At 70.2% G+C, this 19,434-nt stretch carries 18 protein-coding genes; 7 read left to right on the top strand and 11 right to left on the bottom strand.

Annotated elements, in window-relative coordinates; translation table 11 throughout:
• Positions 1-65: 65 nt before the first annotated feature.
• From nuoN to J3S89_RS10355, 7 genes are all read left to right on the top strand, one after another.
• Positions 66-1,493: an NADH-quinone oxidoreductase subunit NuoN gene (nuoN, locus tag J3S89_RS10385; RefSeq protein WP_217927449.1), complete on the top strand. Its 1,428-nt coding sequence runs from the start codon at positions 66-68 to the stop codon at positions 1,491-1,493.
• Positions 1,493-2,290 carry a biotin--[acetyl-CoA-carboxylase] ligase gene (locus J3S89_RS10380; protein ID WP_217927447.1) on the top strand — a complete coding sequence of 266 codons (798 nt, stop codon included), beginning with the start codon at positions 1,493-1,495 and terminating at the stop codon, positions 2,288-2,290. Before nuoN ends, J3S89_RS10380 begins: the two co-directional genes overlap by 1 nt.
• Before the next feature lie 2 nt (positions 2,291-2,292).
• Positions 2,293-3,975: a ribonuclease J gene (locus J3S89_RS10375; RefSeq protein WP_217927446.1), complete on the top strand. Its 1,683-nt coding sequence runs from the start codon at positions 2,293-2,295 to the stop codon at positions 3,973-3,975.
• A gap of 86 nt (positions 3,976-4,061) precedes the next feature.
• On the top strand, positions 4,062-4,466 hold the full coding sequence (mce, locus tag J3S89_RS10370) for a methylmalonyl-CoA epimerase (protein WP_217927445.1): 405 nt from the start codon (positions 4,062-4,064) through the stop codon (positions 4,464-4,466).
• Positions 4,467-4,554: 88 nt separating this feature from the next.
• Positions 4,555-4,827 carry a DUF1467 family protein gene (locus J3S89_RS10365; protein WP_217927443.1) on the top strand — a complete coding sequence of 91 codons (273 nt, stop codon included), beginning with the start codon at positions 4,555-4,557 and terminating at the stop codon, positions 4,825-4,827.
• A gap of 107 nt (positions 4,828-4,934) precedes the next feature.
• Positions 4,935-7,052 carry a molybdopterin oxidoreductase family protein gene (locus J3S89_RS10360; RefSeq protein WP_217927442.1) on the top strand — a complete coding sequence of 706 codons (2,118 nt, stop codon included), beginning with the start codon at positions 4,935-4,937 and terminating at the stop codon, positions 7,050-7,052.
• A gap of 91 nt (positions 7,053-7,143) precedes the next feature.
• Positions 7,144-7,515, top strand: coding sequence for a hypothetical protein (locus J3S89_RS10355; RefSeq protein ID WP_217927441.1), 372 nt, complete (start codon positions 7,144-7,146; stop codon positions 7,513-7,515).
• Between the two features lie 7 nt (positions 7,516-7,522).
• On the opposite strand, the gene J3S89_RS10350 is transcribed toward J3S89_RS10355, so the two are convergent.
• The 11 genes from J3S89_RS10350 to J3S89_RS10300 form a co-directional block, all read right to left on the bottom strand.
• On the bottom strand, positions 7,523-8,086 hold the full coding sequence (locus J3S89_RS10350; protein ID WP_217927440.1) for a hypothetical protein: 564 nt from the start codon (positions 8,084-8,086) through the stop codon (positions 7,523-7,525).
• Entirely contained in the window at positions 8,086-8,823 is a 738-nt protein-coding gene (locus J3S89_RS10345) for a ParA family protein (RefSeq protein WP_217927439.1), read from the bottom strand. Before J3S89_RS10345 ends, J3S89_RS10350 begins: the two co-directional genes overlap by 1 nt.
• Positions 8,820-9,458, bottom strand: a complete 639-nt coding sequence (locus tag J3S89_RS10340; protein WP_217927438.1) for a tetratricopeptide repeat protein — start codon at positions 9,456-9,458, stop codon at positions 8,820-8,822. Before J3S89_RS10340 ends, J3S89_RS10345 begins: the two co-directional genes overlap by 4 nt.
• A gap of 78 nt (positions 9,459-9,536) precedes the next feature.
• A complete protein-coding gene (locus J3S89_RS23385; RefSeq protein WP_274383156.1) occupies positions 9,537-9,962 on the bottom strand; it encodes a hypothetical protein in 426 nt (141 codons plus the stop codon).
• Positions 9,963-10,089: 127 nt separating this feature from the next.
• A complete protein-coding gene (locus J3S89_RS10330; protein WP_217927437.1) occupies positions 10,090-10,623 on the bottom strand; it encodes a hypothetical protein in 534 nt (177 codons plus the stop codon).
• A gap of 46 nt (positions 10,624-10,669) precedes the next feature.
• Positions 10,670-11,206 carry a hypothetical protein gene (locus tag J3S89_RS10325; RefSeq protein WP_217927436.1) on the bottom strand — a complete coding sequence of 179 codons (537 nt, stop codon included), beginning with the start codon at positions 11,204-11,206 and terminating at the stop codon, positions 10,670-10,672.
• Positions 11,203-15,114, bottom strand: coding sequence for an efflux RND transporter permease subunit (locus J3S89_RS10320; protein WP_217927435.1), 3,912 nt, complete (start codon positions 15,112-15,114; stop codon positions 11,203-11,205). The genes J3S89_RS10325 and J3S89_RS10320 overlap by 4 nt, the downstream gene beginning before the upstream one ends.
• An 11-nt stretch (positions 15,115-15,125) precedes the next feature.
• The gene (locus J3S89_RS10315; RefSeq protein WP_217927434.1) at positions 15,126-16,388 is read right to left on the bottom strand and encodes an efflux RND transporter periplasmic adaptor subunit; all 1,263 of its coding nucleotides are present in this window, start codon (positions 16,386-16,388) and stop codon (positions 15,126-15,128) included.
• Between the two features lie 28 nt (positions 16,389-16,416).
• Positions 16,417-16,845, bottom strand: coding sequence for a hypothetical protein (locus J3S89_RS10310; RefSeq protein ID WP_217927433.1), 429 nt, complete (start codon positions 16,843-16,845; stop codon positions 16,417-16,419).
• Positions 16,846-16,889: 44 nt separating this feature from the next.
• On the bottom strand, positions 16,890-17,357 hold the full coding sequence (locus J3S89_RS10305; protein WP_230488960.1) for a DsrE/DsrF/DrsH-like family protein: 468 nt from the start codon (positions 17,355-17,357) through the stop codon (positions 16,890-16,892).
• A gap of 453 nt (positions 17,358-17,810) precedes the next feature.
• Entirely contained in the window at positions 17,811-19,358 is a 1,548-nt protein-coding gene (locus J3S89_RS10300) for an ATP-binding protein (protein WP_217927430.1), read from the bottom strand.
• Positions 19,359-19,434: the final 76 nt, after the last annotated feature.

The following is a 19,434-nucleotide window of genomic DNA, read 5'->3' as shown; positions in this document are numbered from 1 at the left end:
CGGACCGCGGCTCGGGGGTGAGACGCGGTCACGATCCCGACGACTGGGGCTGAGAGTCAGTGACCATGACACCCGATCTGTTGCCGGCGCTGCCGGAGATTGTCCTCGCGATCGGCGCGCTCGCGCTTCTCATGTTCGGCGTCTTCGCCGGGGAGAAGTCGACCGGCGCGGTCACGTGGGGTGCCGTCGGCCTCCTGGTCGTGACCCTGGTGCTGGTGATCGCCGGTCCGAAGGCGGCGTCGGGTTTCGGCGGCGGCTTCGTCGTCGATCCCTTCTCCTCCTTCATGAAGGTGCTGGCGCTGATCGGCTCGGGCGTGGCGGTGATCCTGTCGGCGCGGCCGGCGAAGACCGACGGCTACGCCCGGTTCGAATATCCGGTCCTGGTGGTGCTCGCGACCGTCGGCATGCTGCTGATGATCTCGGCGAACGACATGATCTCGCTCTATCTCGGCCTCGAGCTGCAGTCGCTGGCGCTCTACGTCGTCGCGGCGATGGATCGCGACAACGTCCGGTCGACCGAGGCGGGTCTGAAGTATTTCGTCCTCGGCGCGCTGTCCTCGGGCATGCTGCTCTACGGCGCCTCTCTGGTCTACGGCTTCACCGGCCACACCGGCTTCGCCGCGATCGGCGCGCAGCTCCAGGGCGCGCACGGACCCTCGCTCGGTGTCGTCTTCGGCCTCGTCTTCATCATGGCCGGTCTCGCCTTCAAGATTTCGGCGGTGCCGTTCCACATGTGGACGCCGGACGTCTACGAAGGCTCGCCGACGCCGGTCACCGCCTTTTTCGCGGCCGCTCCGAAGATCGCCGCCTTCGCGCTCATCGTTCGCGTCTGCGCCGAGCCCTTCGGTCCGGTCGGCCATTCCTGGCAGCAGATCGTCGCCTTCATCGCCATCGCCTCGATGGCGCTCGGCGCCTTCGCCGGTATCGGTCAGAGGAACATCAAGCGACTGATGGCCTATTCCTCGATCGGCCACATGGGCTATGCGCTGGTCGGCCTCGCCGCCGGCACGGTCGAGGGCGTCTCGGGTGTCGCGATCTATCTGGCGATCTACATGGTGACGACGCTCGGCGCCTTCGCGATGATCCTGGCGATGCGTCGCGACGGTCGTCCGGTCGAGGACATCGCCGATCTCGCCGGTCTCTCGCGGAACCGGCCGATCGCCGCCTTCGGTCTGGCCATGCTGATGTTCTCGCTCGCCGGCATCCCGCCGCTGGCCGGGTTCTTCGGCAAGCTGTACGTGTTCCAGGCGGCGGTCGCCGGTCACCTCTACGTGCTGGCGGTGCTCGGCGTGCTCGCCTCGGTGGTCGGCGCCTTCTACTACATCCGCATCGTCAAGGTGATCTACTTCGACGAGCCGGCGGGTGAGCTCGATCCGGCGTCGCTCGAGCAGAAGGTCGTCTTCGCGCTCGCCAGCGTCTTCGTGGTGATCTTCGTCGTCGCCGGCAACGGCCTCACCTCGGCCGCGACCGCCGCCGCCAAGTCTCTGTTCTGATGATCGAGACCCGTCTCGGCCGGGGGCGGCCCGTCCCCGCCGAGGGCGCGCCGTGGCGGGTGCTGCGCAAGATCGCCACCGCTTCGACCAACGTCGACGTGCTCGATCTGGCCCGTGCCGGGGATCCCGGCCGGGTCTGGGTCGTTTCCGAGCGGCAGGACGGCGGGCGCGCCCGGCGCGGTCGCAGCTGGACCTCGGAGCCGGGCAATCTCTACGCCTCGGCGCTGCTGATCGACCCCTGCGCGCCGTTTCATCTCCCCGAATTGCCCTTCGTCTCGGTGCTCGCCGCCGCCGACGCGGTCGCGCGGGCGAGCGGTCGCCGCGCGCCGGGGATCAAGTGGCCGAACGACCTGATGCTGTCGGGGCGCAAGCTCGCCGGTATCCTGCTCGAGACGACGCGCACCGAGGCGGGGCGCACCGCCGTCGCGGTCGGTATCGGCATCAACTGCCGCCACTATCCCTTCGGCACCGAGACGCCGGCGACGAGCCTCCTCGCGGAGGGGATCGACATGCCGCCGGAATTGCTCCTCGACGATCTCGTCGCCGCGTTCGCCGCGCGGTTGGCCGAGTGGGACGAGGGGCGGGGCTTCGCGGCGATCCGGGCGGCCTGGCTCGAGCGCGCGGTCCGGCTCGGTGAGCCGATCCGGGTGCGGCTCGTCGACGGCGAGGACGAGGGGCTCTTCGAGGCGATCGACGAGGCCGGCCATCTGATTCTCGCCCGCGCCGACGGGAGCCGGCGTAAGATTTCCGCGGGCGACGTGTTCTTCCCCGATTCCGGACGGACGTCCGAGGAGTGACGATGCGAAAGCGACCCAGCAAGGGTGACGAATTGGTGTTCCTGCCGCTCGGCGGCGTCGGCGAGATCGGGATGAATCTCGCGCTCTACGGTTTCGGTCCGGAGGACGATCGCCGCTGGCTGATGGTCGACTGCGGCATCACCTTCGCCTCCGAATTCGACGAACCCGGCGTCGATCTGATCTTCCCGGACATTCGCTTCATCGAGGAGGAGCGGAAGAGCCTCGCCGGCATCGTCATCACCCATGCGCACGAGGATCACTTCGGCGCGCTGCTTGAGCTGTGGCCGCGCCTCGAGGCGCCGCTCTACATGACGCCCTTCGCCGCCGGCCTGCTCGAGGCGAAGGCCGCCGCCGAGCCCGGCGCGCGCCAGATCCCGGTCACGCGCTTCACCGCCGGTGACCGCCTGACGATCGGCGATTTCGAGGTGGAGGCGATCTCGGTCGCCCATTCGATTCCCGAGGCGGTGAGCCTCGCGATCCGCACGTCGCTCGGCTGCGTCATCCACACCGGCGACTGGAAGGTCGATCCGACCCCGGTCACCGGCTGGGCGACGGATTTCGACCGTTTCCGCGCCCTCGGCGACGAGGGCGTGCGGGCGCTCGTCAACGATTCCACCAACGTGCTGCGCGACGGGTCGAGCCCTTCGGAGCGGGACGTCGCCGAGTCTCTCGCCGAAATCATCGCCAAGGCGCCGGCCCGCGTCGGGGTGACGACCTTCGCCTCGAACATCGGCCGCATCCGCGCGATCGCGGAAGCCGCGCAGAAGGCCGACCGCAACGTCGTGGTGATGGGGCGGGCGATGCGTCGGGCGATCGACGTCGCGCGCGAATGCGGGCTTCTCGACGGCTTGCCGGAGTTTCTCGACGATCAGGCCTATGGCTGGCTGCCGCGCGACAAGGTGGTGGCGCTCCTGACCGGGTCGCAGGGCGAGAGCCGGGCGGCGCTCGCCCGCATCGCCGCCGGGGATCACCGCCATGTGGCGATGTCGCCGGGCGACATGATGATCTTCTCCTCGCGGACGATTCCCGGCAACGAGAAGTCCGTCAACGCGATCATGAACGCGCTCGCCGCCAAGGGCGTCAAGATCGTCACCGATCGCGACGGCCTCGTCCACGTCTCCGGCCATCCCCGGCGCGGCGAGATGCGGATGCTCTACGAGGCGGTGCGGCCGCAGGTTTCGGTGCCGGTCCACGGCGAGGCGCTGCATCTCGCCGTCCATGCCGATTTCGCCCGCTCGCTCGGGGTGCCCGAGATCGGCCATGCGCTCAACGGGCGCATGCTGCGGCTGGCGCCGGGGCCGGTCGCCGAGGTCGACGAGGTCTTCACCGGCCGGCTCTTCCGCGACGGCTCGATCCTGACCACGCCGGACAAGTCCGGCGCCTCGGCTCGCCGCAAGGCCTCCTTCGCCGGCGTGATCACGGTGGCGCTGGTGATCGATGCCAAGGGCACGGCGCTGGCGGACCCGGCGATCGTGCTGATCGGCATTCCCGAGGAGGACGCGCGCGGCAAGCTCTTCCGCGACACCGTCGAGGTCGCCGCCTCCGCCACGCTCGACGGGCTGCCGCGGCCGAAGCGCAAGGATACCGCCGTCGTCGCCGACGCGGTCAAGCGCGCGGTGCGCGGCGCCGTCAACGAGCGCTGGGGCAAGAAGCCGATCGTCGAGGTGACGGTCACGGTCGTCTGAGACCGATCGCCGAAAGCGGCATGGACGCGCGCGCGGCGGGCGTCTAATGCAGGATCGAAACGACTGACTGAGATGGAGAAGACGAGATGATCGGACGGCTCAATCACGTGGCGATCGCGGTGAAGGATCTGGCGGCGGCGACCGCGGTCTATCGCGACGTCCTCGGCGCCGAGGTGTCGGAACCGCTGCCGCAGCCGGCGCACGGCGTCACCGTCGTCTTCGTGCAACTCCCCAACACCAAGATCGAGCTGCTGGAGCCGCTCGGCGAGGCCTCCTCGATCGCCAATTTCGTCGAGAAGAACCCGGGCGGCGCGATCCATCACGTCTGCTACGAGGTCGAGGACATCATCGCCGCCCGCGACAAGCTGAAGGCGCAAGGCGCCCGCGTCCTCGGCAACGGCGAGCCGAAGATCGGCGCGCACGGAAAGCCGGTGCTGTTCCTCCACCCGAAAGACTTCTGCGGCACCCTGGTCGAGATCGAGCAGGTCTGATCGCGTTTCCCTCGCGCGCGGCCGCCGCCGGCTCGACCGGGCGGCGGCTTCGTCGTATCGTCGCGGGCGAGACCCGAGGGGAGGGACCATGCGGATCGGGACGGCCGTCGCCATCTATTTCGTGATCTGGTGGATCGTCCTCTTCGCGGTTCTGCCGTTGAAGGTGCGCACGCAGGGCGAGGCGGGAGAGGTCGTGCCGGGCACGCCCGCCTCGGCGCCGGCGCAGCCGGAGTTGCTCCTCAAGGCCGGGCTCACGACGGTGCTCGCCGGCATCGTCTTCGCGCTCTTTTGGGCGCTGATGCATTCCGGGATCGGCCTCGACGACATCCCGTTCCTGCCGAAATTCTCCGGCGCGGTGTGACCGATCGACGGGATTGATCGATCGGGTCGCCGAAATTCATCGTCGGCGGCCTCCCTGGAGCGAGACGAAGCTGCGATAGTGCGCGCCTTCGTCTCGCGAGGGTCCGCATGAATCAGATCGTCCCCGTCCGCACCGCGCGCACCACCTGTCCGCACGATTGTCCGTCGACCTGCAGCCTCGAGGTGGAGCTCCTCGACGAGCGCACCATCGGGCGGGTGCGCGGCTCGACCGAGAACAGCTATACGGCCGGCGTGATCTGCGCCAAGGTCGCGCGCTATGCCGAACGTGTCCATTCGCCGAACCGGCTGACGAAGCCGCTTCTGCGCACCGGCCCCAAGGGCTCCGGGCAGTTCCGCGAGATCTCCTGGGACGAGGCGCTCGACCGGATCGCGGCCGAATTCCTGAAGGCGGAGGCCGCGCACGGGCCCGAGAGCGTCTGGCCCTATTACTACGCCGGCACGATGGGGCAAGTGCAGCGCGACGGCATCAACCGGCTGCGTCACGCCAAGAAATATTCCGAGGAATACGGCACGATCTGCACCGCGCTCGCCTGGCCCGGCTGGATCGCCGGTCACGGCCGCCTGACCGGCGCCGATCCGCGCGAGATGGCGAAGTCGGATCTCGTGGTGATCTGGGGCACCAATGCGGTCGCGACCCAGGTCAACGTCATGACCCACGCGACCCGCGCCCGCAAGGAACGCGGCGCGCGCATCGCCGTCGTCGACGTCTACCGCACCCCGACCATGGAACAGGCGGACATCGCGCTCGTCGTGCGCCCCGGCACCGACGCGGCGCTCGCCTGCGCAGTGATGCACGTGCTCTTCCGCGAGGGCTGGGCCGACCGGCCCTATCTCGAGCGTTACACCGACGTGCCGGCCGAGCTCGAGGCCCATCTCGCCGAGCGGACGCCGGAGTGGGCGTCGGCGATCTGCGGCGTCTCGGTCGGCGAGATCGAGGCCTTCGCGCGGGCGATCGGCACCACGCCGAAGACCTTCTTCCGCCTCGGCTACGGCTTCTCGCGCCAGCGGAACGGGACGGTGGCGATGCATGCGGCGAGCTGCATTCCGGTCGTCGCCGGTTCTTGGCGCCACGAGGGCGGCGGCGCCTTCCACAACAACGGCGCGATCTTTCGGATCGACAAATCGCTGGTGGAGGGGCGCGATCTGCGCGATCCGAGCGTGCGCCGGCTCGACCAGAGCCGGATCGGCGCGATTCTCACCGGCGACGCGACGGCGCTGAAGGGCGGGCCGCCGGTCACGGCGATGTTGATCCAGAACACGAATCCGATGTCGGTCGCCCCGGATCAGGAGAAGGTCCGGGCCGGCTTCGCGCGAGAGGATCTCTTCGTCGCCGTCCACGAGCAGTTCATGACCGACACGGCGAAGATGGCCGACGTGGTGCTGCCGGCGACGACCTTCCTCGAGCACGACGATCTCTATCGCGGCGGTGGCAACCAGTATCTCCTGGTCGGGCCGAAACTGATCGAGCCGCCGGGCGAGGCGCGGGAGAATCACCGGGTGATCTGCGATCTGGCGAAGAGGCTCGGCGTCTCTCATCCCGGCTTCGAGATGAGCGCGCGTGAGCACGTCGACTGGATGCTGCGCCGGGGCGGTTACGGCACCTTCGAGGATCTGAAGGACCGGCCGCTGGTCGATTGCCAGCCGCCGTTCGAACATGCCCATTTCCTCGATGGCTTCGGCTATGCGGACGGGCGCTTCCGCTTCGCCCCGGACTGGACGAGCGTCGCCGCCGAGAACGACGGGCCGATGGGGCCGTGGCGGTCGATGCCGCGCCTGCCCGACCAATGGGACGTGTTGGAGGCGGTGGACGCCGACCATCCGTTCCGCTTGGTCACGCCGCCGGCTCGCAATTTCCTCAACTCGAGCTTCACCGAGACCGCGACCTCGCAGGCGCGGGAGAAGGGGCCGCGCGCCAAGGTGCATCCGGACGATCTCGCCCGTCTCGGCCTCGCCGACGGCGATCCGGTGCGGCTCGTCAACGCGCGCGGCGCGGTGCGGCTCCTCGCCGAGGCCTTCCCGGGCCTGCTCCCGGGCGTGGTGGTGGTCGAGGGGATCCATCCGAACTCCGCCCATCCCGACGGGCGCGGCATCAACACGCTCACCGGCGACGATCAGCCCGCGCCCTATGGTGGCGTGGCCTTCCACGACACCCGGGTTCGCGTCGAGCGGTGGAATCCTGTCGACGTGTCACCCGTCTGCACTTGAGGGGCGGCGAGGGACGGGCTATCCGAAGCGAATTCCCGAAGACCTCGACGGCTTTCGTCGCAGGATTCTCCCTTTCCTCGGAGACACCTCCATGGTTCGCGCCGTCGCATCCCTCCGCGCCGCTTCTCTCGCCGTTCTCGCGCTGGCGACGGCGGTCGGTCCCGCCCTCGCCGCGGAATCGATTCCGCAGGCCAAGGTCTCGCGCGAGTTGGTCCGCCGCGTCCTGCTCGATGCCTGCGTCTATCAGGAATCGGCCAAGGAAGAGCCGGACGCCGCCAAGGGCGCCAAGCCCGACGCTCGTTCCGCCAAACAGCAGAAGATCGTCGACGCCTGCCAGTGCGCCTCCACCAAGGCGATCAAGCCGGCCCAGGACGAGGAGATCGCCAAGGTCGAGGAGACCCGTCAGGTGCCGGACGGCTGGTACGCCGCCACCACCGAGGCCTACACCACCTGCCACCGTTGATCAGGGCTCACCGCTGCGGCTGGCCGAACCCGGCCGGCGGCGGCGGCGCGTAGGGTGGGGCGCCGCGCCAGCTGTTGCCGCCCCAGCCGAAGGGCATGAAAGTGTTCATCGCCCCCATCGCCGGGCCGAAGCTGCGGTCGAGGTTGGCGGTGGAATGCTGGATCAGGCCGACACTGCCGGCCATGTGGCCGACCGAGGCGTTCATCGCGCCGACGCTGTCGTTCATGACGGCGATCTTGTCGCCCATCCGCCCGATCGCCACGCGCATCGCGTCGACATTGGCGCCGATCGTCTCCATCGACCCGCGCATCGCCACCATTTCGTCGGCCATCCGTACCGTCTGCTCGACCATGCGATGGCTGTCGCGGGTGAGCTGATAGATCAGGAAGAAGCCGTAGATCGCCATCAGCACCGATCCGGCCATGAGACCGAAGACGATCAGCTTCAGCGAATGGACGGCGGCGACCGCCTTGTCGAGATAGGCGACGTATTCGGGCGGGCGATAGTCGGGGCGGGTGTAGATCTGCGCCGGATAGTCGTTCTCGAGCGCGGGCTTGCGGGGTGGTTCCATCACGAAGCCTCGGCTCGGGGGGACATCGGGGGGAAGACGGCGCGGTCGGAGAGGATCGCGCCGGCGAGCGCCTCGAATTCGGCGCTGGCCTTGGAGGCGGCGTCGAGTTCGAACACGGCGCGGCCCTCGCTCAGCGAGCGGCAGAAGGCGACGCGCCGCGTCAGGCTGGTCGGCAGCAGCGCGGTCGATCGCCGCATCCGGGCGAGGAGGGTGAGGGCTGCCAGGGCCTCGCGGGTCTCGCGACCGACCTCGCCGGGATCGGCCCGGTTGAGGACCATCCGCACCGCGCAATGATCGGGGCGACCGCCGTCGACCGCCTCCAGATGGCGCTCGGTCGCCCAGACGTCGGCCTGACCGGGCAAGACCGGCACCAGCACCAGATCGGCCCGGGCGATCGCCGCCGCCATGCCGTCGCGGTCGGCGGCGCCGACGTCGACGACGGTCCAGGCGCCGGTCCGCGCCGGGACCTCGTCGAGACGGTCGCTCGGGATCGGCAGATCCGGCGCGATCTCCATCTCCCGCCGCACCGCCACCAGATCGGTCAGGGTCTTCTGCGGATCGAGATCGACCAGCGCCGGTCGGGCGCCGTGGCGGGCGAGCCAGGCGGCGAGGTTGAAGGCGATCGTGCTCTTGCCCGAACCGCCCTTGAGATTGGCGACCACGACGAAGCCGCCGCCGGGTGGAAGGGCGGCGGCCTTGCGCTTGGCGCGCTTTCCGGGCTTCTTGGCCTTGCTCATGGGGTGCCCGGGGTCCTGGCGAGACGTCGGACGAGATCGTCGGCGAGGGCGGCATCGCCCGCGCGGATCGGCGCCGTGAGCGCCTCTGCCTCCGCCTTGCGTCCCTGCGCGATCAGGGCGACGGCGGCGCGGTGATAGCTCGCGGCGGCGTCGGCGTGCCGGCCGTTGGCCCACAGGACGTTGCCCAATTCGCCGGCGGCGGTCGCGTCGTTCGGTCGGTCGACCAGGAGATCCTCGTAGGCGCGGATCGCGCCGGCGACGTCACCGCGCGCATAGGCGGCGCGGGCGTCGGCGAGCGCATCGGTCTCGGCCGGCGCCACCGTGGCTGCGCTCGGCGCCGGTTTCGCGGGCATGGTGGGGGACGCGACCACGGGCGCCGGGGCGCTCGGTGTCGGGACCACGGCTGGCGCCGGTTTCGCCGCCGGGTCGCGCGCGGGCGCGGGTGGCGACGGCTTGAAGCCGGCGGGCGAGAAGGTCTCCTCCGCCCAGGCCCACAGTGCCACCGCGCCGTCACGGGTCGAGGCGACGCCCTCGTCGATCCAGCGCGAGGCGCCGCCCAGATGCGGCGCGGCCCAGACGCCGAGCCCGAAGAAGATCACGGCATAGAACAGTCGTGTGAAGATGCGCGCGAGCATCGGCTTTCCCCGTCGATCGAATGAGGATCGACACGGCGGCCGGCGGATGCCTCTCCGTCCGCCGCCGTGCCGCGATCGTCACCAGCCCCGCCACGGGCCGCCGCCCCAGGGCGAGCCACCCCAGGGGCTTCCTCCCCATGGGGTCCCGCCCCAAGGCGTGCCGCCCCAAGGGCTTCCCCCCCAGGGGGATCCGCCCCAAGGCGAGCCGATGCCGTTGCCGAGGCCGTTGCCCCAGCCGGACAGATCGGTGGAGAAGCTCAGGTTGCCGCGCCCGAGCCCCGATCCCCAGGGATTGAACCCGAGGCCCGGATAGCCGAGACCGGGATAACCGATACCCGGGTAGCCGAACCCGGGCGCGCCATATCCCGGCACGCCCCAAGGACCACCCCCCCACGGGCCGCCGCCCCAGGGGCTTCCGCCCCACCACTGCGCCTCGGCGGTCGCCGGGACGAGCAGCGCGGTCGCCACGGCGGCGGTCGCCAGAAGTCTTCCGATGCCCTTCATCTCAACGTCTCCTCAGCCGGGTGAGCCCTCGCTCCGGCCGCGCGGGCCGAAGCGAGGTTCCGCGACGTCGATCGCGCCGCGCGGCGAGCGGCCGGGTGAGGCCCGGACGCCGCCGCGAGGGGCGCGATCACCAGCCCCAACCGGGTCCGCCCCAGCCGGGTCCGCCGCCGTTCCAGCCGGGCATGCCCCAGCCGTTGCCGGAGGTGTTGGCATCGCCGCCGAAGGAGAAGTTGCCGCGCATGTTGCCGGTGCCCTGGCCGTACCCCTGGCCGTACCCCTGGCCATAGCCGCGGCCGTAGCCGTAATAGGGATGGCCGTAGGGGCCGTAGCCGTAGCCCGGGTAGCCGTAACCGTAGCCGGGGCCGTAGCCCGGATAGCCGCCATAGTAGGGCGGGGGCGGCGGCGGCGGGGGCGGCGGGGCCCAGCCCTGAGGCGCGGCCGGAGCGGCGGTCTTGCCGTCGGCGGCGGGAGCCGGCGGGGCGGGCTGGGCCCACGGCGGCGGAGCGCCCCAATAGCCGGGCATCGGCGGCTGGGTCGGGGCCTGAGCCGCCGGCTGCCCATAGGGACCGGCCGGGGGCGCGGCGGGGGTCTCGGCCGCGAAGGCGGCGCCGGCGGTGCCACCGAGCAGCATTGCGAAGGCGATGATCTCGAGTTTACGCATGTTTTTTTCCTCTCAGGCCTCCCGATGAGGCAGTCCGCGAGCGCGGCTACCAGGCGGGTGAACGCACGCCGGAACGCGCGCGCCACCAGTTCCATGTCTGGGCATTGGTCCAGCCGGAGAGCGGCGTGGACCACGGCACGAACATGAAAGGCGTACTCAGACCCCAGGGGTTGTAGGGGTCGGTGGTGGAGTTGATCTGGCCGAAGGTGCCCATCTGGAGCGCGCCGTTCGGCAGCGATCCGTCGCGGGTCATCGGCAGAAGAGCTTCGGGGGGGACCGACCAGGCCGGCGGCGCCGAGGCCGCGCCCGGCGCGTCGTAGGCGGCGGGCGGGCGGCCCTCCATCCCGAGTGCAGTTCCGATCTGCCGGCCCATCGGATCGGCGACCGGCAGGCACGGCGGGCAGGGGCCGTAGGCGGCGCCGGGCGCATGGGCGGGGCCGGGCGCGTAGGCGGCGCCGGAGCCGGGGACGGTCGCGGTGGACGGGCCCGGTCCTCGTCCGAGCTCGCCCCAGGTCGCGGCTGCAGTCGGCGCGGTCGTGGCCGGGGCCACGGCGCAGAGGACGAGAAGGATCGCGGCTCTCATGGCTCGTTCCCTTCGGGTTCGGGGGTGGCCTTCAGGCGAATGCCGCGCGGTTCGGCCACCTTCTTCGGCGCGCGCTTGCGCGGGGTGGCGGCGCGGCGCGGCTTCGCGGAGGCCACCGGCGCTTCGACGGGCGCGGCGATCGCGATCGGCGTTGGCGCGGGTTCGGGCGGCGGCGTCTCGGTCGCGGCCGGGGCGTTCACCGCGCGGCGGACGAGGCGGGGCGGACGGGGGGGCGACGCCTCGACGAACGGGGCGGGCGTCTGCGGCGCGGGAGCCTCCACAGGGGGTGGGATCGGCGTCGGCACGGGCGCGGTCTCGGTCGGCTCGACACGGCGGACGAGGCGCGGCGGGCGGGTGCTCGCGGGCGCGGCCGGGGGCGCCTCCGGCGTGGCCGGGGTGGTCGGCGCGGCGGGCTCGGGCGTTTCGCCGCGACGGGCGAGGCGGGCCGGGCGGCCGGCGGGCGGAGGCGCGTCCGGGGACGGCGCGACGGCCGGGGATGGCGCGGGCGGAGGCGGCGGCGGCGGAGCGGCCGTGCTCTCCTCGCCGCGACGGGCCAACCGGGCCGGACGCGAGCTCGGCGCGGCGCCCTCGGCCGGCGGGGCGGCCGGTGACGGGGTGGGCGTCGGGCCTTCCGGTGGGGGCGGCGGAGACGGAGCGGATCCGCCGTCGTCCGAGGGGCCGGTCTCGCGGGCCTTGAAATAGGTGCGCGATGAGAGGCAGCCGAGCGGGATCACCACCAGCGTCAGGAAGGTCGCGACCAGCGAGCCGAACAGGAGCGACACCGCCATGCCCTGGAAGATCGGGTCCGACAGCAGCACCATGGAGCCGATCACCAGCGCCAGCGCGGTGATCAGGATCGGCCGGAGACGCACCCGGCCGGCCATGACGATGGCGTCGCGCACGCTCCAGCCCTCGCCGACCTTCGATCGCGCGAATTCGACCAAGAGGATCGAATTGCGCACGATGATGCCGGCGAGCGCGATGAAGCCGATCATCGAGGTGGCGGTGAAGTCCGCCCCGAGCAGCCAATGGCCGGGGACGATGCCGATCAGCGTCAAGGGGATCGGCGCCATCACCACGAGCGGCAGCAGGAACGAGCGGAACTCGGCGACCACCAGGATGTAGATCAGCACCAGCGCCGCGCCGAAGGCGATCCCCATGTCGCGGAAGGTGACGTAGGTGACCTCCCATTCGCCGTCCCACTTGAAGCTCGAGACCGAGGTGTCGGCGGGGCGACCGAAGTAGCTGCCGGAGATGGTCAGCCCGTCGGGCGTGACGTAGTCCTTCAGCGCCGCGTCGATCGCCATCATCCCGTAGAGGGGCGCGCCGAGGTGGCCGATCACGTCGGCGGTGACGTATTCGAGCGGACGCAGGTCCTTGTGCCAGATCGGCGGCGCCACCGGGCGGCGCAGGAAGCGACCGAGTTCGCCGAGCGGCACCGAGACGCCGGCCTGATTGCGGATCGGCAGCACCAGGAGATTGCCGAGATTGACCCGGGTCGAGAGCGGCACCTGTAGGACGATGACGGTCTGCTCGAGCTCCATGCCGCCGGCGAGCGGGCCGACCTCGAAGCCGCCGGTCGCCATCTTCAATTCGCGATTGACGTCCTCGACCGAGACCCCGTAGAGGCCGGCCTTCATCCGATCGACCTCGAACTGGATGTCGTCGTGGGGGGCTTCCAGATAGGTGCCGACGTCGGCGACGTTCGGCGTCTTCTTCAGGATCGCCATGATGTCGGCGGCGACCTTGCGGCGGATCTCCGGCGTCGGCCCGTAGAGTTCGACGACGACGGGGGCGAGGACCGGCGGGCCGGGAGGCGCCTCGGCGATGGTCAGCCGCGCGCCGACGCTCGCCGCGATCGGCGTCAGCGTCTCGCGCACCTCGGCGGCGATCTCGTGGCTCGAGCGATGGCGCTGCTTCTTGTCGAGCAGTTGGACGGCGATGTCGCCCTGCCACGGCTGGGCGCGCAGGAAATAGTGGCGCACGAGGCCGTTGAAGTTGAAGGGCGAGGAGGTTCCGACATAGGTCTGGAACGCCGCCACTTCCGGCACCGCCTTCAGCTCGGTGCCGAGCCGGTGGGCGAGATTGGCGGTGACGAAGAGGTCGGTCCCCTCCGGCATGTCGATGACGACCTGCATCTCCGACTTGTTGTCGTAGGGCAGCATCTTGAACGGCACCGCCTCGACGACGAAGAGCGCCACCGCTCCGAGCATCGCCACGACGATCAGGATCAGCGTGATCAGGCCGAGGGGGCGGGAATCCATGATCGGGTCGATCAGGCCGCCGTACCATTTGGCGATCACTTCGGATTGGCGATGCTCGCGCGCCGCCGCCCGCTCGAGATCGGCCATCTTCGGCTTCACGCGCGCGGCGAGCCACGGCACGAAGACGAAGGCGGCGATCAGCGAGAAGATCATCGCCGCCGACGACAGAACCGGGATGGGCAGCATGTAGGGGCCCATCATGTCGGAGACGAAGCCCATCGGGAGCAGCGCCGCCACCACCGTGAAGGTGGCGAGGATGGTCGGATTGCCGACCTCGTCGACCGCCTCGACGGTCAGGTCGTCGGAGGTCTCGCCGTGGGCGAGCCAGCGCCGGTAGACGTTCTCCACCACCACGATCGCGTCATCGACGAGAATGCCGATGGCGAAGACCAGCGCGAACATCGACACGCGGTTGATCGTGAACTTCAACACATAGGCGACCGCGAGCGACATCAGGAGCACGGCGGGAATGGTGATCAGCACGATCACCGCCGGCCGCGAGCCCATGGTGAGGAAGGCGAGTACGGTCACCAGCGCCGAGACGATGAAGAGCTTGAAGATCAGGCCCGACACCTTGTCGTGGGCGGTGGCGCCGTAGTCGCGCGAGAGCGTCACCGTGACCTCGGACGGGATCAGGGTGCCGCGCAGGGTGGCGAGCTCGGCGTTGAGCCGCTCGGCCACCTCGACGCCGTTGGTGCCGCGCTTCTTGGCGACCGCGACCGTCACCGCCGGGCGGGTGAGGAAGCCGCCGTCCGGCTGGCGGACGCTGTCGTCGACCACGGTCTTGGTCTCGCGCTCGCCCTGCTGGATCGTGGCGACGTCGCGCAGGAAGATCGGGCGGCCGTTCACCACGGACACGACGAGGTCGGCGATATCGCCGCCGTGGGCGAGGAAGTCGCCGGTATAGACGTCGAACCAACGGTTGCCGTCGATCACGTCGCCGGCCGGCATCCGCTGATTGGCGGCGGCGACGACCTTGGCCACCTGGCCCATGGTGAGGCCGTGGGTCGCGAGCCGCGAGGGATCGATCTCGATGCGGACCTGTTCCGGGCTGCCGCCGACGACGAAGCTCTGGCCGGTGTCGGCGAGCGACTTGAAGCGCTGGGCGACGTCGAGGCCGAGCTTGCGCAACTGCACCAGATCGAGCGCCGCCGACGACAGGGTCACGGTCACGACCGGCACGTCGTCGATGCTCTTGGGCTTCACCAGGGGCGGCATCACGCCCTTGGGGATCAGGTCCATGTGGCTGTAGAGCTTGTCGTAGAGCTTGACGAGCGAGGGTTCCATCTGCTCGCCGACGTCGAAGCGCACCGTCACCATCGACAGGCCCTCGCGGGACATCGAATAGACGTGCTTGACCCCCGACAGTTCCGACATCAGCCGTTCGAGCGGCTCGGAGATGAGATTGGCGACTTCCGGGGCGGTGGCGCCGGGATAGGCGACGAAGATGTCGACCATCGGCACCGAGATCTGCGGATCCTCCTCGCGCGGCGTCACCAGCATGCCGAGCAGGCCGATCAGGAAGAAGGCCGCGAGCAGCAGGGGCGTCAGCGGGCTCTCGATGAAGGCGCGCGCGGTGCGGCCGGCGATGCCGATCGCGTGGTGGTGACGCGGCGCCGACGGGGAGGGGTGGGGCGACGACATCGGGCCCTCCCTCACGGCCGCCCGGCGAAGATCGTGTCGCCGGACTTGAGGTTGGGCGCGGGTTCGGCGACGACGCGTTCGCCGATGGCGAGGCCGGAGAGCACCGCGACGCGGTCGCCGGTGACGTCGCCGAGGCGGACGATGCGCATCTCGACCCGGCCACGGCCGTCGACCACGAAGGCGAGCGGCTGGCTGCCGCGCCGGGCGATCGCCGAAACCGGCACCGCCGGCGCCGAGGCGGAGGGGCCGTTGCCGGAGGCCTGGGCGATCCAGGCGAGGGCGTACATGCCGGGCGCGGCGGGTGCGCCCTCGGGCAGCGCCAGCTTGACCGAGACGGTGCGTTGCGCGGGGTCGGCGGTCGGGAAGATCTGCGCCACGGGGGCCCAGAGATTGGTCGCGCCGAGCGTCACCGGCACCTGATCGCCGACCACGAGCTGGCCGACCAGATTGGTCGGCACCTCGAGCCGGACGTCGAGACGGTCGACGTCGGCGACGTCGGCGAGCGGCTGGCCGGGCTGGACCACGTCGCCGACGCGGACGTGACGGCGGATCAGGACCCCGGCGCGCGGGGTGATCGCGCGGCGATCGCGCAGGCGTTGATCGAGCCCGTCGAGGCGCGACTGCGCGGCGATCAGGCCGGCCATCTGGCGCTCGTAGTCGGCGCGGGCGGCATTGATCGCGGGCCAGTTCTTCTGAGCCTGCGCCTGGGTCTGGAGCGGCGAGGCACCGCCGGCGAAACCGGGGAACATGGAACCCATCAGCCCCTGCGCCATGTTGTAGAAGGGCGTGAACATCCGCTCGTAGGCGTCCATCGCCGGACCGCCCATGGGGGCGGTGCGTTGGCCGTGGAGCGCGTGCCAGAGCTGGGTCTGGGCGTTCTGGCTCGCCGCCATGTCGCCGGCGAGCGCGGCCCAGGCGGCGCGGTATTCCGGCGCAAGGCCGTCGTCGTCGAGGGCGACCACGATCTGGCCGGCGCCGATCCGCTCGCCCTCCTGCGCCGCCACGAAGGTGACGCGCCCCGGAGCCTGCGCCGTCAGCCGGACGGTGTCGCGCGGCTCCACCGTGCCGCCGAGCTTCAGGCGCGCCGCGGCCGGCATGCGCGAGACCTCCACCAGCGGCACGGCCGGAACCGCCGCGTAGAGGCCGGTGTCGCGCGCGCGTCCGCCGTCGCCGGTGGGGCGTGGCGCGGCATGGTCGCCGAGCCAGGCCACGACCGCGCCACCGATGACCGCGGCGGCGAGAAAGCCCGCGAAGTTGAGAAGCTTGGACGACATGACGATCGAACCCCCGGGACGGCCGACTTCAGCTGCGAGCGACGGTGCCCATCACCGAGAAGCTCTTGATGAAGGGGCCGGCCATGGCGGGGTTCTTGATCATGGCGCCGTAGTCGCCGACTTTGAATTTCAGTTTGCCGGTGGTGTAGGCGAGGCCGAGGGCCATCATGCCGAGGCCGCCCTTGCACCATTTCTCCCAATCGGCGGCGGAGGCGCGCAGGTCCCAGTTGAGGGCCTCGCCGGCATAGGCGCCGGCGCCGGTGACGTAGCCGTTCTCGACCTTGATCGCGCCACGGGGCGTCTCCTCGCCGTCGAAGCCGTAACCGATGACGGAGGTGAAGCCGATCTTGGCGAGCGCGTCGCCGAGCGCCGGCTCGTCGTTCCAGGCGTTGCCGAAATCCACCATCCAATCGTCCGAAAACAGGGCAGGCATGTCGATCCCCCGATCGTTGCTCATGTGTTTCGTCGGCTCGACGGCGGGGCCGCGCGAGCGGTCCGCCGTCACACGAAGAGATTGATGTCGCCGTGAAGGGATTCCTCGAGGTAGGAGGCGGCGCCGCCGAGGGTGACGCCGTCGATCAGATCCGTCGGCTTCAGCTCGAACAGATCCATGGTCATCTGGCAGGCGATCAGCTTGGCGCCGGCCTCGACGGTCAGCGCCCTGAGCTCGCCGAGGTCGGCGACGCGGGTCTTCGCGAACATCCGCTTCATGTGATCGCCGATCTCGCCCTCGAAGCCGGGCAGGGCCGAGAGGAGGTTGATCGGCCGAAATCGAAGCCCGCCGACGGGCAGGCGAAACGCCGGGTTGCCCAGCGCCGAAACCCCGGCATCGAGCCGCCGACGCAGCAGGGAGAGACCGTAGAAGGTGAAGAACATCGTCACCTCGACCCCCATCGCCGCGCCCATCGTGGCGAGAATGAACGGGGGATAGGCGGCATCGAGCGCGCCCTTCGAGACGATGATCGTCATTCGCCGCGATTGCTCGCGGCGTTGCTCCTCCATGATCGTCTTCCTCCAAACTCGACGGCGCGGATCTTATGTCGGAAGTCGACGCCAAGATATTAGTTTATCATTCATTAGTAATCGAAACTATGCAAATCGGTTTAAGGGACGTCAAGACCTAAAATATAAATCTCGGAAATATATAGATGATCTGAAAGATTCGGAATATCAGAAATGTATTCTGGTGTTGTTTGTCATTTCAGATGAAAAAACGAGAATTTCAGTCATCTAACGTCTGCGCTCGTAACGGGGTTCGGCCCGGTGATGCGGTCGAAGCGACAGCATTCGATGCGACACGCAGAAGGTGAATTCGAAAGATCGCATGCGCGATCCTCGACAATGACGTTACGGAAGAAGGGATCTCTCCGAGGATGGCGGCGATACTGGCGCCCTCGGGCGTCATATCGTGACGCCGCCGGGTCAGGTCGAGCGCCGGAGCGCCTCGCCGACCCGCGCGGCACGCGCCGCGCCGCGCCGTTCGCCGCCGCGCGCGCCGGTGGCGCCGCCGCTCGGGCGGGTGCGCCAGCCGGTTCCGGTGACGATCACCGTGCGCTGGCCGCGAAAATCGGTCTCCGAGACGATCACGCCGCGCTCGGCCATGTAGGAGAGGAGCCAGCGCCCGCGCGAGGGCGAATGGCTGCCGTAGGCGCGCGCGAGCACGTCGTCGGAGGGGCAGGCCTCGCCCTCGCGGGCGGCGCGCGCCACCATCAGGAAGACGCCCTGCATCTCCTCCGGCAGGTCCTCGGCGGTGGCGAGCACCGCGCTCCAGGCCTCGTCGCCGTCGTTGGTGCCGACGCCTGCGCGGGCGAGGGCGAGGCGGCGGCGGAAGCTCGGCATGTCCTGCGCCACCTCGCCGAGCCGGCGCAGACGGCAATGGAAGGCGAAGTCCTGATAGATCACCGGCACCGGGCGGAACGCCGCCTCCGGCTCCGACAGGATCTCGGCGAAGATCTCGTCGAGGGCGCGCTCCAGCTCCTCCGGCGGCAGGCGAGGCGTCTCCTCCGCCGCCTCCGGCTCGGCCTGGGGGCGGGCCGCCGCGACCTGCGCCAGGAGCTCGGTGGTGCCGAGCTTGGGCGCGCGCGGGGCCGGCGCCGGCCGCAACGCCAGTTCCTCGGCCGGGACGGGGGCGAAGATCAGATCCTCGAGCGCGGCGCGGCCCATCTCCGGCAGCGGCATCAGCTCGGGCCGTCCGGAGCGGCCGCGAGTCGCGACCGTGCCGATCCGGACCGGGGTCGGCCGGCGGAAGAGGGCGGGGCCGAGCGCCACGAACTGGCCGGGCACGAGATCGCGGAAGGCCTCGGCCTGGCGGCGCTCCATGCCGAGGAGATCGGCGGCGCGGGCCATGTCGATGTCGAGGAAGGTGCGGCCCATCAGGAAGTTGGAGGCTTCCGCCGCCACGTTCTTGGCGAGCTTGGCGAGGCGCTGGGTGGCGATGATGCCGGCGAGGCCGCGTTTGCGGCCACGGCACATCAGGTTGGTCATCGCCTGGAGCGAGGTCTTGCGGGCCTCGTCGGAGACCTCGCCGGCGATCGCGGGGGCGAAGAGCTGCGCCTCGTCGACCGCCACCAACATCGGATACCAATGGTCGCGATCGGCGTCGAAGAGCCCGTTGAGGAAGGCCGCCGCCGCGCGCATCTGGTCTTCCGCGTCGAGGCCCTCGAGGTCGAGCACCACCGAGGCGCGGTGACGGCGGATGCGATCGGCGATGCGGGAGAGTTCGGCGGGCGAGCGCTCGGCGTCGACGACGACGTGGCCGAAGCCTTCCGCGAGGGTGACGAAGTCGCCTTCCGGGTCGACGATCACCTGCTGGACGTGCGGCGCCGACTGCTCCAGGAGACGGCGCAGCAGATGCGACTTGCCGGAGCCGGAATTGCCCTGGACGAGGAGGCGGGTGGAGAGCAGCTCCTCGAGATCGAGGCTCGCCGCCTCGTTCGTCGATGTGGTGCCCAGATCGATTCCGATCTTCATGCCGCGCTCGCGCTTCCCGCCTTCGAAGGCGGCGACCCTATCATGCCGCGCCGCGAGAACGATCCGTTTCGGGACG

The organism is Pinisolibacter aquiterrae, assembly GCF_019160155.1.
GTDB classification, from domain to species: domain Bacteria; phylum Pseudomonadota; class Alphaproteobacteria; order Rhizobiales; family Ancalomicrobiaceae; genus Pinisolibacter; species Pinisolibacter aquiterrae.
Note: the sequence above shows the minus strand (reverse complement) of the source record. Positions and strands in the feature narration are given on the sequence as shown.